At 32.7% G+C, this 15,269-nt stretch carries 14 protein-coding genes and 1 pseudogene; 4 read left to right on the forward strand and 11 right to left on the reverse strand.

Going from position 1 to position 15,269, the window contains the following annotated elements:
- Position 1 precedes the first annotated feature (1 nt).
- The 9 genes from AC2TDS_RS11155 to AC2TDS_RS11195 all read right to left on the reverse strand — a co-directional run bounded on the left by AC2TDS_RS11155 (position 2) and on the right by AC2TDS_RS11195 (position 10,813).
- A complete protein-coding gene (locus AC2TDS_RS11155; protein WP_484735667.1) occupies positions 2-547 on the reverse strand; it encodes a pyridoxamine 5'-phosphate oxidase family protein in 546 nt (181 codons plus the stop codon).
- 21 nt (positions 548-568) lie between these two features.
- Positions 569-2,053 carry a glycerol kinase GlpK gene (glpK, locus tag AC2TDS_RS11160; RefSeq protein ID WP_484735668.1) on the reverse strand — a complete coding sequence of 495 codons (1,485 nt, stop codon included), beginning with the start codon at positions 2,051-2,053 and terminating at the stop codon, positions 569-571.
- A 1,663-nt stretch (positions 2,054-3,716) separates the two neighbouring features.
- Complete coding sequence (locus AC2TDS_RS11165) at positions 3,717-4,394, reverse strand: response regulator transcription factor (protein ID WP_484735669.1); 678 nt, start codon at positions 4,392-4,394, stop codon at positions 3,717-3,719.
- Complete coding sequence (locus AC2TDS_RS11170) at positions 4,387-6,234, reverse strand: ATP-binding protein (protein WP_484735670.1); 1,848 nt, start codon at positions 6,232-6,234, stop codon at positions 4,387-4,389. The genes AC2TDS_RS11165 and AC2TDS_RS11170 overlap by 8 nt, the downstream gene beginning before the upstream one ends.
- A gap of 321 nt (positions 6,235-6,555) precedes the next feature.
- Complete coding sequence (locus AC2TDS_RS11175) at positions 6,556-6,678, reverse strand: hypothetical protein (protein ID WP_484735671.1); 123 nt, start codon at positions 6,676-6,678, stop codon at positions 6,556-6,558.
- 219 nt (positions 6,679-6,897) lie between these two features.
- Positions 6,898-8,544 (reverse strand): glycerol-3-phosphate dehydrogenase/oxidase, encoded by a 1,647-nt coding sequence (locus tag AC2TDS_RS11180; RefSeq protein WP_484735672.1) that lies wholly within the window; start codon positions 8,542-8,544, stop codon positions 6,898-6,900.
- A gap of 301 nt (positions 8,545-8,845) precedes the next feature.
- A complete protein-coding gene (locus AC2TDS_RS11185) occupies positions 8,846-9,283 on the reverse strand; it encodes a YHS domain-containing (seleno)protein (RefSeq protein ID WP_484735673.1) in 438 nt (145 codons plus the stop codon).
- Positions 9,284-9,289: 6 nt separating this feature from the next.
- Positions 9,290-9,745, reverse strand: a complete 456-nt coding sequence (locus AC2TDS_RS11190) for a YHS domain-containing (seleno)protein (protein WP_484735674.1) — start codon at positions 9,743-9,745, stop codon at positions 9,290-9,292.
- 93 nt (positions 9,746-9,838) lie between these two features.
- On the reverse strand, positions 9,839-10,813 hold the full coding sequence (locus AC2TDS_RS11195) for a LuxE/PaaK family acyltransferase (protein WP_484735675.1): 975 nt from the start codon (positions 10,811-10,813) through the stop codon (positions 9,839-9,841).
- 409 nt (positions 10,814-11,222) lie between these two features.
- On the opposite strand from AC2TDS_RS11195, the gene AC2TDS_RS11200 reads away from it, so the two are divergent.
- From AC2TDS_RS11200 to AC2TDS_RS11215, 4 genes are all read left to right on the forward strand, one after another.
- The gene (locus tag AC2TDS_RS11200) at positions 11,223-11,507 is read left to right on the forward strand and encodes a DUF4377 domain-containing protein (protein WP_484735676.1); all 285 of its coding nucleotides are present in this window, start codon (positions 11,223-11,225) and stop codon (positions 11,505-11,507) included.
- Positions 11,508-11,679: 172 nt separating this feature from the next.
- Positions 11,680-12,219, forward strand: coding sequence for an RNA polymerase sigma factor (locus AC2TDS_RS11205; RefSeq protein WP_484738938.1), 540 nt, complete (start codon positions 11,680-11,682; stop codon positions 12,217-12,219).
- Positions 12,220-13,584, forward strand: coding sequence for a hypothetical protein (locus AC2TDS_RS11210; protein WP_484735677.1), 1,365 nt, complete (start codon positions 12,220-12,222; stop codon positions 13,582-13,584).
- Between the two features lie 12 nt (positions 13,585-13,596).
- Positions 13,597-13,992, forward strand: a complete 396-nt coding sequence (locus tag AC2TDS_RS11215; RefSeq protein ID WP_484735678.1) for a hypothetical protein — start codon at positions 13,597-13,599, stop codon at positions 13,990-13,992.
- A gap of 67 nt (positions 13,993-14,059) precedes the next feature.
- On the opposite strand, the gene AC2TDS_RS11220 is transcribed toward AC2TDS_RS11215, so the two are convergent.
- A complete protein-coding gene (locus AC2TDS_RS11220; protein ID WP_484735679.1) occupies positions 14,060-14,782 on the reverse strand; it encodes a 3'-5' exonuclease in 723 nt (240 codons plus the stop codon).
- Between the two features lie 296 nt (positions 14,783-15,078).
- Positions 15,079-15,183, reverse strand: a pseudogene (locus tag AC2TDS_RS11225) (T9SS type A sorting domain-containing protein); the annotation flags it as partial.
- Positions 15,184-15,269 lie beyond the last annotated feature (86 nt).

A 15,269-nucleotide genomic window follows, 5' to 3' on the forward strand; every position in this document is an offset into this window, starting at 1 on the left:
ATTAGGGTTTATGAAGTTTTGTTTTTAACCCATCAATGCTCAATTGATTTCGCTCTTCCCAATAGGTTTTGATTCCTTCTTCTCCTTTCTCTTCAGCCCATTCGTTTAGCTTATTTCTTTCACCTAAATATTCATAAAAAGGAATAGATGAGCCACAAGATGTTTGCACTGAGTTTACTTGAACTATAAATATTTGACGTGTTCCTGGTAGTTTGGGAAATAAGGCTACATATTCATTCCATTGGTTCTCGTCTTCTTGTACTTCGTCTGCTGTTCCGTAAAGCCTAACAATATTTGGTGCCCCTTCAAAAGCACAAAACATAATAGTAATCCTATTGTTTTCCAGCAGGTGTGCCGAAGTTTCATTTCCACTGCCTGTTACACTTAACCATGCTACTTTATTTTCATCAAGTATCCTAAAAGAATCCATCCCTTTAGGTGAAAGGTTTATTCTTCCTTCTTTCGTTGCTGTTGCCACAAAAAACATTTTTTGTTGCTCTATAAACTTTTGAACTCTACTTGGGATTTTTTTGTAAAACCTAGCCATTAATTATTATTTACTATTATGTTATTCTATCCAATCTTTTGTTCTTTCAACTGCCTTTTGCCACTTTTTATATAACCTTTCTCTTTTTCCTTCAGAAAACGTAGGTGAAAAATTACGGTTTATTTTTCTTCTTTTAAGAATATCTTCTTGTTTCCACATTCCTACATAAATTCCTGCCAAATACGCAACTCCCATAACAGTAGTTTCTATAATTTCTGGTCTTTCAACTTTTACATTTAAAATATCTGATTGGAATTGCATTAGATAGTCATTAGCGCAAGCTCCTCCATCAACTTTTAGTGCCGATACTTCTGTTTCGCTGTCTTTTTGCATCACATTAAGTACATCTTTGGTTTGATAGGCCAATGATTGTAATGTTGCCTTTATCAGGTGGTTTTTTCCAGTATCACGCGTCAATCCAAAAACAGCACCTCGTGCGTACATATCCCAGTATGGAGCACCTAAACCAGCGAAAGCAGGGACTACATATACAGGGTTTTCTCCCTCTACTTGGTTTGCAAAGATCTCACTCTCTTTTGCGTCATTAATTATTTGCAATCCATCTCGTAGCCATTGAATTGCTGAGCCAGCTACAAATACACTTCCTTCCAAGGCATAGTAGATTTTATCATCTATACCCCAAGCAATTGTTGTTAGTAACCCGTTTTGTGAGTACTCTAAATGCTCGCCAGTGTTCAATAACATAAAACAGCCTGTTCCGTAGGTATTTTTAGCTTCTCCTTTCTTAAAACAAGCCTGACCAAATAAAGCAGATTGTTGATCCCCAGCCATCCCTGCAATAGGAATTTGTACTTCATCTAATTCAAAATTTCCAAAATGATATGATGATGGCTTTACTTCTGGTAAGATCGTTAAAGGAATTTCTAGTGCTGCCAATAATTTCGTGTCCCAGCATAAATTCTTAATATCGTAGAGCATTGTTCTAGATGCGTTGCTGTAGTCGGTAGCATGCACTTTTCCTCCTGTTAAATTCCATAGTAGCCAAGTATCAATAGTGCCAAACAGAAGGTTTCCTTCAGCCGCCTCTTCTTTGGCACCCGGAACATGATTTAATATCCAGTTTATTTTAGTCCCTGAAAAATAACTATCAATAACCAATCCTGTTGTTTTCCGAATATATTGTTCTAAACCTTTTTCTTTTAATTCTTCACAAATAGAAATGGTGCGCTTGTCTTGCCAAACAATAGCATTATATATTGGTTTCCCAGTGTTTTTATTCCACACTACAGTTGTTTCTCTTTGATTTGTAATGCCTATAGCTGCTATTTCAGAAGGGTGTATGTTTGCTTCATTCATTACTTTTTTAAACGTTGCTAACTGAGTTTCTAAAATTTCTTCTGCATTGTGCTCTACCCAACCCGATTCAGGAAAAATTTGTGTAAATTCTTGCTGATTCATTCCTACTATATCACCTTCATCGTTAATCACAACCGTTCGAGAACTTGTAGTTCCTTGGTCTAGCGCTATAATATATTTTTTTATCATTTAAATATTCAATTAAACCAGCAATTTACATATAATAAGATGGAAATAAAAAAACCCCCTAGAATTTCATCTAGAGGGTTTTCGGAGTCGACTTACGATAATTTAATGTCTAAGTGCATAACTGGCTCCTCTGCCGAAGTCAGCCAATGCTGACAAAAAACTAACCAAGATTTGATTTGCTTTTTTAATTAAATGTTTCCCCATTTTAATAAATTTGATATTTCCCTTAAATTTTTGCGTTTAAATAAACAGCACTACAAAAATACTATTGATTATGAGCTTTAAAAAAGGGAACTCCGCATTTAAACCTGCTAATTTCCGCAATTCGTCTTCTTAATTTTTACAGCTATTTACGGTCTAACAGAATAGGCGGTAGCCAAAATGATACAATTTTTGATGTCAATTTACGGGTAAAAATTGTTTATTGTAAATACCCAACTATAGGTAAAAAAACAAGCCTGATTGAAAGCAAAACAATAGAGTAACGTTATCTAAAAACCCGTATGCAATAGGGTACAAACAACAAAACCTCCTAGAGTATGTCTAGAAGGTTTGTTTTCCCCTTAAATTATCCGCTCATATGAATGAGTGACATGACAAAGGTATTAGCAAACTTCATGCCACAAAAGGGGGTTTCTGCAAAAAACAATGTGGATTTCCGCATTCTTTATTAATTTATACGCCTAAGCCCGGGTTATCATCTCTAATTATTCCGTTGAAAACATCTCTTTTTTAAGATTCTTATTAAGATGTATGAATGACTTCGCATCATAAACTCCTAAGGCGAATTAAATTAACAGGTAATCAGCCTTTTCGTTATACCAACATGTTGTTTTAATGTAGCATTAGATAAAGAACGGTATGAACAAAACAAAACCTTCTAGTATATATCTCCAGAAGGTTTCTTTTCCCCTTAAATTATCCGCTCATATGAATGAGTGACATGACAAAGCTACTCGATTTATAAAAAGTTAAGAAGGGGATTTCCGTCGAAAACGATGTGGATTTCCGTATTGAATTAAACCTTATAGCAAAAACAGAGCCACCATAAGTTAGCGCTCTATTATCTCAAGCCAATAACTATTGTTCCAAGAAGACTTTGTTCACTGCCTTCAGTTAAAGAATAGCCTAATATAACAAAACCTTCTAGATTACGTCTAGAAGGTTTGTTTTCCCCTTAAATTATCCGCTCATATGAATGAGTGACGTGGCAAATTTACCGTTAAACTGTATGCTGCTAAAGGGGTTTTCCGTGAAAAAAAGCGTGTTTTTCCGCAAGCGAACAATGTCTATTTGTAAACACTACTAGTTACTCATAAATGGTGAAACAGATCTATTTAAAATACCTATAGAATTTCGTTCATTTTGTATGAAGGATTCCTAAATAAGATTACACAATCACTTCTTTGCAGACGTGCTTGTATTTTTTTCAGTAGATCGGTATTTATCATCAACAATTATGGTGGGTAAATTAATATTAGAAGCGGTATTATTGTGCTATCAATGAAGAAAACCTTCAAGATTATGCATCTCGAAGGCTTTCTATATCTTTCCTTTTATCGTTAGAATTTCTCCCTTAAGTAATTCTTATACAAAGATATACGCTCTCCCTACCTTTAAAAAGGGGTTTTCCGTAAAAAAAAGTGTGCTTTTCCGCAAAATGCTAATCTAATATTCCAAGTTCTTTGGCTTTTAATACCAAATCAGTATTGTTATTCGCGTTTAAATCAGTCCGTAGTTTAGCGAGTTTACTTTCGATCGCTCTAATTTTTATAAGGTTTCCGTCTCCTTTGGTAATAACACCTTCCATATTTGCTATTTTGGTGTGTTTGGGCAATTCTTTTAATATTTGAATGGCTACATCATCCATTTGAATTTCAACCAAGGCTCTTTTTAGCAACTTTTCATGAATTTCATGCGTATAAAACACCTGATCTGCTAGCATTTTTTTTATCGCAAAATTTAATTCACTTGTATTGCACGATCCTTTTAATATGTATGCTAAAGGCTTTAAATTATGAATCACATTATACACCCTATTCGTTTCTGAATGGCCCGTAATTACCCCAATTTTTATCGGAATATTTTCTTTTTGAAGTATTTTAATTAGGTTTTCCCCTCCATCAATGGCCGTATTTTTACTCGTATTGTCAAAGCTTAAATCGGTAAACAATATATGAAAAGGATTGTTATGCCTATTGGATTTTATCAAACTATAGGCCCTATCACAAGAACTAGTACTTGTAATTTCTAAGTTATCAATATCCTTCAGACATGAAAGAATTCCTTCGATGATTAACTCATGGTCATCCACGAGTAGTATTTTAATTATATCAGACATTTAAGGGTATTTCAATATGTGTTTCGGTTCCAACATCTAAAGTACTACTAATTGAAAACATTCCGTTCAATTCTTCAATTCTTTCTTGTAAATTATGTAAACCGATACCTTTTTTCTGAACAAGGGTATCAAAACCTATACCATTGTCAGAAACACCCAAAATTACATTTTTTTTATGTATTGTAAAAATGACTGTTACTTTTGTTGCTTGGGAGTGCTTTTTACTGTTCTGTATGCTTTCTCGGATGCATATATATAATAATCTTTTAACCGCGCTGTTAACAGTTGTCCAATCAATTTCATCTAAATTGTTAACACTAATTCTAAAACCGGGTTCAAAATAATCAGTGACTAAATTGATGATTTGATCTTTAAATCCAACTTTTTTAAAACTAACGCTACTCAGCTGATGTGATAAATTACGTACATTTTCCTTAACCTCATCTAATTTTTGTGCTTCTTCTAGCAGTTGCGATTTTTCTAGTTTTCGATGCAGCAAACGTAAATCTCCTGCCACCTCATCGTGCAAAGATTTTGCTATTTGTTTCCGTTCCTGTTCTCGGGCTTGGGCTTTTTGTATTTGCGCCTGGTATAACATTTTTCTACGTCTAAAAGCAAAAACGGTGATACTGAACCCTAATCCTAAAAAACCGGCCACAGCAGCCAGCCAACCAATGATTTTTTGTTGTTTTTGTTTGACTATTTCGTCTTGTTTAATCTTATTCTCAGACTTTAATACTTCGTTTTCTTTGTCTTTTTTATCCGTTTCATACCTGATTTTGGCAAATTGGTTTTTTAAGCTTCGTTCTTTGTTAAGTAAACTATCATTTAATTGGATATATTCTTTAAAGTACTTTTTGGATTGTTCTCCCGAGCTTAATTCGGACAGTTCTTCTAAAGCTTCTAACCATCGTTTGTTGTTCTGGGATTTTTTTGAGTATTCCAGAGCTTTATTTGCATGGTGCTTGGCTAAACTCAGCTTATTCTTACTCTTATGAAATAAACATATGTTTATATGAGTTGTTCCTAATTCTTTATAATCTTTTAGACTTTCTCTTATTTTTAAAACCTTTTCATAATTATTTATAACATTTTCTTTATTGCTCAATGAAAAATTACTAAAGGCTAAATTTTCTAATAGCAATGCATAAATTAAAGGATGTTTTTGCTTAACATTCTCAAAAGCCAATCCTTTTTTAAAATAATCTATTGCCTTTTTATGTTCACTATTTATTTGGTATAGTAACCCTAGATTATTTTGTATAAATAGATAGCCTCGTTCTCTTTTTCTATCTTCTTTCACTTTCTCATTAACCTCTAGAGCCTTTATATAATATTTTTCAGATTCCTCTTTTTGATGTAACTCCTGTGAAACCAATCCTAAATTTATATAAACCGTTTTCAAATAACGATACGATTTAATCGGTTCTAAATAGGTCAAAGCTTCTATTAAACTTATTTCGCTTCCTAAAAAATCTTTTGCTCCTCGTTGCAATACTGCCATAGTTAACAAACGTCTGCCAACGGCCAAGGAATCCCCTAAGTTTTTTGATATGTTTTTTGATTGTTGATAATAATAAAAAGCACTATCATTTTTATACCTAAGACGGTAGCCCATCGCTTTATGGAAGTAATGGTTTGCTAAAGCGAGGGAGTCTTTATCTCGATTATAAAGTTGAAAAAGCTCTAGCGTTACTTTTTGCAACGTAATGGTGTCTTTTTGTACATAGGCTTGTTTTCCCTTTTCAACAACTTCTTCTACCCTTAACAATGTATCTGTTGTTTGTTGTTCTGCAATTAGCACAGAAATAACCAGTAGAAAAGAGAAATATAGATTCATACAACCACTAATAAAAAGGTTAAATGTAATAGTTTTTCTGAATATACCGTCCTATAAACGCGGTAAGTTGTCTATAACCTCCATAAACGCCTCTAATAGTATAGATTTGAAGTTTGTAACGGATGTAAAGAGACATGTTATTGAGCTTAAAGAGCATCCGTGTTTATATGATGGTTCTGATTAAGTCATTTAATTTTAGCCCCTATTCTTACTTTAATCGCGATATACAATACATTTATAAATATAAAACAGTATTAAAATTACATTAGCTACTTGTTAATAATAAATTTAGTACTGTTCTAATTTTACCTTTTACCTGGTTTAGGTATCTCCATCATCACTTCCTCCACTTCCTCCACCAGTATTATCACCCTCTCCTTGTAAGCTGTCGTTTCCACCTCCAAGTTGTATTGTTTTTTTGTTTAAAATGTAATTGTTTTTCATAATATCAAATTTTAAATTTCGTTTAAAATTAGTTTTTTATATCGTAAAAAAAAAGTTTTTAGATGTTTTTAGTATTCGTTTACATAAAAACCATTAAACAACTCACTAACAAACCACTAAATCTTGTCAATTTACTTTTATCTGCACTCAAAACATAAAGCGAAACTCATTTTAAATAGCTTGCTTTAGCTGTTAGCGCTCCTTCGCAATGACATTACTTTACTTAAATCCTACCGCCAATGCTATTTTAGCGTCTAATTCTTGTTGGTGTTTTAAAGTAATCTCTGCGTTCCAGTTAAAGTGATTTATAAACTGCTCTAATACAAATTGTTTGTAGTTGTCAACACTAGGTTTATCAAAAAATAGGCGTCCTGTGCGTCTCATAAAAAAGTCGGTTGGTGTGCAGGTCATTTCATGCTGTATCGTAAACCACACCTCTGCTTTTAGTAATTTCTTTTCTGGGTTGTCTTCAGATAATTCATCAAATTTATCTAAAATAATATTCGTTTGTTTTCCATAGTTATGGACTAAATAATCGGCATCCTTTTCTGTTAAATCAAACGATTTTATACGTTTATACACTTGTTTTGTATAGATTTTAACAGATTTATAGTTCAAAAAAGGACCGCCTGATAAAATAAGATCTTCCGTTTGAATAGGTTCAAATTCTTTTTCAAATCTTCTTTGCATTTTTTTTGCTACCAGGTCTACAATACGTTCCGCCATTTTACGATACCCCGTAAGTTTACCTCCTGCTATAGAAATTAATTTCGTGTCAGACACAAAAATCTCATCCTTTCTAGATAGTTCTGAAGCTGATTTTCCTTCTTCATGTATCAACGGGCGCAAGCCTGCCCATGAAGATTGGATATCATTTAACGTGAGTGTTATGTCAGGAAACATATTGTTTACAGCTTCAATTAGGTACAATGCGTCGACCACACTGGTTTCAACTTGATCTTTATCTTGCTGATAATTGGTGTCTGTAGTTCCGAAATATGTAATTTTTCCACGAGGAATGGCAAACATCATACGTCCATCAGGCACATCAAAATACACCGATTGCTTTACGGGTAATTTTTCGTGTGGTACTACCAAGTGTACTCCTTTTGTTAAATGCAGTCTTTTGCCTATTTTCGAATGGTTTATTTGACGCAATTCATCTACCCATGGACCTGCTGCATTTACCACATATTTCGACTTAATTTCAAAGCTATCATTTGTAAACACATCGGTCACTTTTGCCCCTATTACACGTTTATTCTTATAAAGAAATCCATCAACTCTTGTGTAATTTACTATTTGTGCTTCGTATTGACTTGCCGTTTTTAGAATCTCTATTGTCAAACGAGCATCATCTGTTCTGTATTCTGCATAAAACCCCGCTCCGTTTAAAATCGTTTTTGGCAACAACGGTTCTTGTTCTAACGCTTCTTCTTTATCGAGCATCTTTCGTTTGTCATCACCTTCAACAGATGCCAGCACATCGTAGACTTTTAATCCGATAGACGTTAACCATGAACCATAAGTACCACCATCTATCAGTGGTAAAATCATTTTTTCAGGAATCACTAAGTGTGGTGCTAATTTATGTACAATGGCACGCTCAGTACCCACTTCTTTTACTAACCAAAAATCAAACTGTTTTAAATAACGTAAGCCTCCATGTATGAGTTTCGTGGATTTACTGCTAGTTCCTGAAGCAAAATCGTTTTTTTCTACCAATGCTACTTTCATCCCTCTAGATGCCGCATCTAAGGCGATGCCTGCGCCAGTAATTCCACCCCCAATAATTAGAATATCAAACTCGTTTGATTGCAGTTCTTGTTGAATATTTGATCGATTAAAAGAAGAAAAGGTATTCATGTTGGAAAGGTGTTATCGAACAAAAATAAGAATTAAACTCATATAATACATTAGGATATTGTTATCACTTAAACCAGAAGAAGTACTGGTACTTCGAAGTAATACCATTTACCATTTGAAATTACTTAACATGAAAACGATGCTTTTTTCTTTATGCGAATTATAAAAACACCATAAAGAAAAAATGGATGGTTTATCATAAAAGTTTCAAGCTATAAATGTTGCTGCCACCGCTCTGGTAACAACAAAAGCAGCTCTACATTACCTCTTTTCTTTCCGTGAGGTAGTGCTTTATATTACATTATTGAACAATCGTAGTCCAGTTTTTATCTGCTTGATCTCGAAGTTTTTCAGCACCTTCTTCTTGCCATAGCTCTAGGGTATTTGTTCCCCAAGCATTGTAAAACAAGTACAATTTTCCATCTCTTATTTCAAATGTTTTTGGGTTTATACTTACCTTGTCTCCGTTCTTTCCAATAGCATACGCACAATACCCACCATATTGTGGAATATATTTTTGAGGAGACTCTTTAAACAAGTTTAGGTTTTTTTCCGATGAAAACCTAAAAATGACACCGTTGTATTTAGTGGTGTGCTCTTTACTTCCTTTTGTTGCTTTATTATTAAAATATGCCAGCACATCATAACCATTGGCTATAACTCCTTTTTTTAAATTATGATTCGTTTGTGCAGCAATCATTGAGGTCATAAAAAAAAACCCAAAAACTAACTTATTCATCTACCCTTATTTTTTAACCTTTAATTTTTCCCAATTCTTATCTCCTTGCTCTTGCAATTTCTTAGTATCACCCTCTTTCCAATCTTCCAATTTACTAGAAAACCAAGAACTGTAAAACAAATATAATTTCCCATCTCTAATCTCATAGGCTTCAGCATCAATATACATTTTCGTGTTTTTTGCCGCTACTGCGTACGCACAATACCCTCCATACTGCGGAATATATTGACTAGGGTTTTCTTCAAATAAGGTAAGATTTTTTTCTGATGAAAATTTAAATTTGGCGCCATCATATGTTGTTTGGTATTTCTTTTTTCCTTCTATAGGTTGCTCATTCATAAAATACGATACCACATCATAACCCTCAGCCACATACCCTTTTTTTGTATTATAGTCTATTTTTTGTGCGAATAGCACTACTGTTGACATTGTTAACAAGATAAAAGTAGAAAAGTGTTTCATAAAGTAATTGTGTTTGCCAATTGGTCGCTGCTGTTTCGAAAAACTTACACCAAACATTCGTCCGATATTATATACAATTAAGATGATCCTTATTTACAGTACCATTAAATTACATCCTCTAATATCAGAATTGTCAAAACGCCCAATCACTTCAAAACTATGGTCTTTATAAACCTTTCCTAAATCTTGCGTTGCAATAAAGGAACAAGAATTATAATTCGCCAAATCGATAATATTAATTCCTCCTGATTTTTCCTTAGGCAAAATAGTTAATGCATCTTCAGGGTCTCTCGTTAACACACGCATCCAAGTCGGACAGTTGAAAACACCTCCGCCTTTTGAGTATCCTTGGCTTAAAAGTTCGGTCATTCCATATTCTGAGTGGATTTTTGAAACACCAAACCCTTTACGTAACCTTTGATGTAACTCTTTACGAATCATCTCCTTTCTTCTACCTTTCATACCGCCTGTTTCCATTACAATAGTGTGCTTCAGATTAAATTGATACTCTTCTATAAGATCCAACAATGCAAAAGACACACCTATAAGCACAATTTTTTTACCTCTTGAATCTAAATCAGCAAGTGTTTGAGCCAAATCAGAAAGGTTATCGAGATAAAAGCCACTTTCAGGCTGTTTTGATCGCTGTATCAGATCATGTACCATATAAATTAAAGACGATCCTTTCCTTTGTAAGTAATTCGGTAACAAGGCTAAAACAACATAGTCTTGAATATTTCCATAGAAAGATTCAAAACCTTTTAAGTAGCTTGTTTCATACCATGACAAATCTGTAACAAAATGTTTACTTGTTATATTTCCAGTAGTTCCTGAACTAGTAAAGATTTCCTTTACTTCATTTGTAGTTGATAGTACTTTTTTTGTTTTAAAAAATTGAATTGGTAAAAATGGGATTTGTTCAATTTCAGTAACTTCTGACGGATGAACATACAACAAATCACAAAATGAGCGGTACACTTTATTGTATGTAAACTGATGCTTAAACACCGATAGTGCTACCTCTTTAAATTCTTCTTCTGACTGAATACTAAAAACCTTGTGTTCCATAATTTTTACAAAAATAAGAGTATTCTACGCAACCTTTTAAGTTTTTCTGTATCTAATAAGAAACGTAGGGCAATTAAAGCTTTAATCGTTTCGTTATTTTCGGGTTTAGCTCTTTTATAATTAATTCTAAAATTTAGAAGATAATGAGAAATAGATATAAAATTGGTATGGTCTATAAAAAATTATTTGTTAGCTGTTTTTATTGCTAAAAATGAAAATAAAAACAATTAAGGCTGGATTTGTTTTTTTTGATATACGAAGATTTTAATCATAAAAACATATGGATATAAGCTACTTGTTACAAATCAACCACGGATAAAGAACACCAAAATGGAGGTTTACTAACACTAGCTTGGTAACTATTTTACTGAAAAAAATTTAAAAAATATTCTAAATTAAAGAATTTAATATGACAACATTATTTAAAAAAATTAAACAGGTTTTTATTGGGAGCCATCTAAACAAAGAGCAAATAATCATGGTTGCCTCAAAAGCCAAAAAGAATAAAGGTTTATTAATTAAAGAGAGTTCCTCTGATAACTGGACCTCCTTTTTTTCTGAGATTGAAGGTTTTGCCTACGAAGAAGGGTATGAGTATGAAGTTATTATTACTGAAAACAACTCAAAAAAAACGGTTTCTTTAGTAAGAGTGTTAACTAAAACAAGAAAAACCTCTGTTAACTTACCTAATTAAAATATTTAATGTACGTTCTGTTTTTAGAAAAAAGCATTCCTAAGCAGAAAACAAATAATGACCAATTAAGTAACGTTTCCACTCACAATGTGCCTCTTAACCGATTGCAATTATCTGAAATGATGGTAAAGTAATGTTGAAATAATAGTACTTTTAAAAAAACATTTGCCCTATTGACTTAAAGGTTATCATACAACAATGCTGCCAACAGAATTTATCAGCACAGACAAAGATTTACCAGCTATATTCTCATAAGCTCTTTGCCTTATGCTTGAAATATTCTAGAAGTCAGGAAGATGCTCAAGACACACTACAAGATAGTTTCATTACCATCTTTAAAAAAATTAAGCAGTATGAAAATAAAGGCTCTTTTGAGGGATGGATAAAACGCATAACTATTAACACCGCGATACAAAAATTTCGTCAAACCCCCTCGTTACAATTGGTCAAAGAAGAAAGTGTTGAAGAGGTTGAAGATGTTGAATATGATGATACGATAGTTGATTTAGATTTTTTATTAGCATGTATTCAACAATTGCCAGACAGATATAGATTGATATTTAATTTATACGTTTTAGATAAGTTTTCTCATAAAGAAATAGCAACCATGCTACAAATTTCAGAGGGGACTTCTAAATCTAATTTGTCAAGAGCTCGGTTATTATTAAAGAAAAAAATAGAAGTTCACTTAAAAATGCAAAAAAAAGCATAGATGAATAATAGGAAGAACATAGATAGATTGTTTCAAGAAAAACTAGAAGGTTTTGAGGCTACACCTTCTCCTGAGGTATGGAATGAAATTGAAACAAAGCTTAAAAAGAAGAAGCGTAGAGTTTTACCCTTCTGGTGGATCTATAGCGGAGGTGTTGCTGCTGTTGTGCTATTTGGTGCTATTTTATATCCGTTTTTTACAGAAGATACTCCTACTCCGGATTTAATTGAACCCACTGAAACCATCGTTGATACTCCTATTAAGGATAAAAGGATAATGCCGACTGAAGAGGATACGAAAAAAATAATCTTACCTATTAAAAAACAGGGAAACACTAGCGTTGCAAAAATTAATAAACCCAATATAAAAACAACACCTAAAAATACTGAACAAACATATAAAAAACGAAACGGAGGCCAAAAACTAATCGCCACGCAGAAAATAATTTCTGACAAAATAATAGAAGGGGGGTTGCTAGATGATAAAAAAGCTATGAAAAAGATTTCTTTTAATACAAAAAACAACGATGAAAAACACAACAAGGCAACAAAGAAAGACTCTACTACTAGCCCATTTAACAAAAGAGATTTTATGGCGCAAAAAGTTAAAAATAAAACTGCTGAACCAGAAAAAAAGAAACCTCATAAATGGTCTATCTCTCCTGTTTTTATCTTGACACAAGCGAATTCATTTACCAATACATCGCCTCTAGATAAAAGTTTAGTCTCTTCAAATACAAAAGGAAATAATACATTTTCTTATGGGGTAAAAGTTGCCTACCAAATTCATAAAAAATGGAATATACAATCTGGTTTACTCGTTCAGAATATGGAATATATAAATGATCATTTATCTGTTTTGTCAAATGTTAGGAGCTCTCCCTTACAAAGCATAAATTATTCCAATTCAGCAGAATCACTATTTATACTAAACCACTTAGATGGTTTGTATAATTTAGCGTTAGATTCGAACCCAAGTGCTTCGGATAATATGATGACGGATAATGCTGCCTTAATTCAAACTTATGGTTATATTGAGATACCTCTTGAAATAAAATATACCCTTTTAGAAAGTAAAAAATTTAATTCGAAAATAGTTACTGGTTTTAGTTCATTATTTTTAAATCAAAATGAAATTACCCTTTCTTCTAAGGAATTATCTAAACACCTTGGAAAAGCAAACAACTTAAACTCATTGAACTTTAGCGGGAATCTTGGTATGGATTTTCAGTATTTAGTAAACAATAAATTACGGTTTTCTTTAAACCCGATGTTTAAAATTCAATTAAACACTTTTTCAAAAAATTCAAATGGATTTAAACCTTACACTGTAGGGGTTTATTCTGGAATTATTTATCAATTTTAAAATACTCAACTTATGAAAAATTTATTACTACTCGCTCTTTTTTTAGGTCTTACTTCATGTTCATTAGAAGGTGATAACCTCGTGCTTAAAGTACTACCCATTGATACTAGTGAAACACCTGAAGTTTTTATCTATAACACAATTGACACCATAAAAGTAACGTACACGCTCCCAAATGCTTGTTATTCTTACTATGATTTATATTATCAATATGCGGATACAACAAGAGTTGTGGCCATTAGAGCAATTGAAGACTTGGATGCTAACTGTACTCAGCAAATTATTGAAAAGGAATTAAGTATTCCCATTCACGTAACACAACAAGAAGATTATGTTTTTATGTTTTGGACAGGAGTAGATGCGAGCGGAAACGATGAATATGATATAAAAGTTGTGCCTGTTTATTAAACGTTACACTAACAATCGTTGCTGTACTCAATGAAAACAATCAAAATAGTTTTTTATGATGCCACCTTTAGGTTGAAGGTGGTTTGTCTTGTATTATCTCATTTTTGCTTAATAACGGTTTATTGCAAAACCGAAGAAATATTTGTGCAACAGCTATAGTATCTTGTTCACAGTATTGTACAATGCGCTCTAGATCCTGGTCTTGATAATATACTTTTGCTACTTGGCTTCCATCGATATCCTCTTTAGGGGAGGGTATTCCCAGAATATGTGTTAAGAGTTGTAAAGATGTATAATGCTTATAGTCACCAAATTTCCATAGCTCTAAGGTATCGAGATGTAAAACTTCCCATGGTTTTTTTCCAAATAAATTAAGCTTATCGGGTAGTGAAATTTGATGAATAACCATTCTTCTTGCTATATAAGGAAAATCAAATTCTTTGCCATTATGAGCACATAATATATGTTTCTTTAAATTAAAACGTATATCTAATAACTTTTTAAATTCTATTAAAATTTCCCGTTCATTATTACGGTAAAATGATGTTACTTTAAATTGGTTTTTATGATTGAGATAGCCCACTGAAATACAAACTATTTTACCAAATTCAGCCCAAATTCCTGCCTTAGAATAAAACTCTTCAGGGCTAAAATCTTCTTTTCGTTGGTATTTTGTTTTTATGGCGTAGAGCTCCTTTTCTTTTTCATTAACTGCCTCCCAGTTTTTATGTTGGGGAACTGTTTCTATATCTAAAAACAGAATGTTGTGTACGTTATATTTGTCTAACATCTTTTTCATTTAAAATTTCATAGCTCATACCATTTACACATTAAAATAACCGTAATAATACCTATTATTAGGTAAAGTTACACAACCATTTCCTTACGGTTATACTTGTGTGTTACCTATACATCGGCATGTACCATAACAATTATGGTCAGTAAATTAACATCATAATGGTGTAACAAAAAATGGCTACCTCTGTAACATTCTTTATACAATCAATTCTGCTAAAGATACAAAAAATGACAAAAAAAGGAGCCTTGCAATCAAGACTCCTTTTTCTATGATGGTTTTTGATAGTTTTACCTTATCACTAACTTTTTTGTTGTTGTTTTAGTATCCTCTGTAACCTTTAATAGATATACTCCTTTTTTTAGACCTGAAACACTTATTTCCTTAGCGTTCTTGGTGCTTTTTTTTAATTGTTATTCCTAAAATAGTATATATTGTTGCTATTCCCCTCAGCATACATACAGATATATAAATCTAATGC

Source organism: Tenacibaculum profundicola (genome assembly GCF_057220795.1).

What these genes read in the sequence shown, in the direction of transcription:
- AC2TDS_RS11165 (WP_484735669.1), bottom strand. Translation starts at nt 4,394, where the DNA reads ATGTCTGATATAATTAAAATACTACTCGTGGATGACCATGAGTTAATC.
- AC2TDS_RS11175 (WP_484735671.1), bottom strand. Translation starts at nt 6,678, where the DNA reads ATGAAAAACAATTACATTTTAAACAAAAAAACAATACAACTTGGAGGT.
- AC2TDS_RS11155 (WP_484735667.1), bottom strand. Translation starts at nt 547, where the DNA reads ATGGCTAGGTTTTACAAAAAAATCCCAAGTAGAGTTCAAAAGTTTATA.
- AC2TDS_RS11220 (WP_484735679.1), bottom strand. Translation starts at nt 14,782, where the DNA reads ATGTTAGACAAATATAACGTACACAACATTCTGTTTTTAGATATAGAA.
- AC2TDS_RS11180 (WP_484735672.1), bottom strand. Translation starts at nt 8,544, where the DNA reads ATGAATACCTTTTCTTCTTTTAATCGATCAAATATTCAACAAGAACTG.
- AC2TDS_RS11170 (WP_484735670.1), bottom strand. Translation starts at nt 6,234, where the DNA reads ATGAATCTATATTTCTCTTTTCTACTGGTTATTTCTGTGCTAATTGCA.
- glpK (WP_484735668.1), bottom strand. Translation starts at nt 2,053, where the DNA reads ATGATAAAAAAATATATTATAGCGCTAGACCAAGGAACTACAAGTTCT.
- AC2TDS_RS11200 (WP_484735676.1), top strand. Translation starts at nt 11,223, where the DNA reads ATGACAACATTATTTAAAAAAATTAAACAGGTTTTTATTGGGAGCCAT.
- AC2TDS_RS11190 (WP_484735674.1), bottom strand. Translation starts at nt 9,745, where the DNA reads ATGAAACACTTTTCTACTTTTATCTTGTTAACAATGTCAACAGTAGTG.
- AC2TDS_RS11215 (WP_484735678.1), top strand. Translation starts at nt 13,597, where the DNA reads ATGAAAAATTTATTACTACTCGCTCTTTTTTTAGGTCTTACTTCATGT.
- AC2TDS_RS11185 (WP_484735673.1), bottom strand. Translation starts at nt 9,283, where the DNA reads ATGAATAAGTTAGTTTTTGGGTTTTTTTTTATGACCTCAATGATTGCT.
- AC2TDS_RS11195 (WP_484735675.1), bottom strand. Translation starts at nt 10,813, where the DNA reads ATGGAACACAAGGTTTTTAGTATTCAGTCAGAAGAAGAATTTAAAGAG.
- AC2TDS_RS11210 (WP_484735677.1), top strand. Translation starts at nt 12,220, where the DNA reads ATGAATAATAGGAAGAACATAGATAGATTGTTTCAAGAAAAACTAGAA.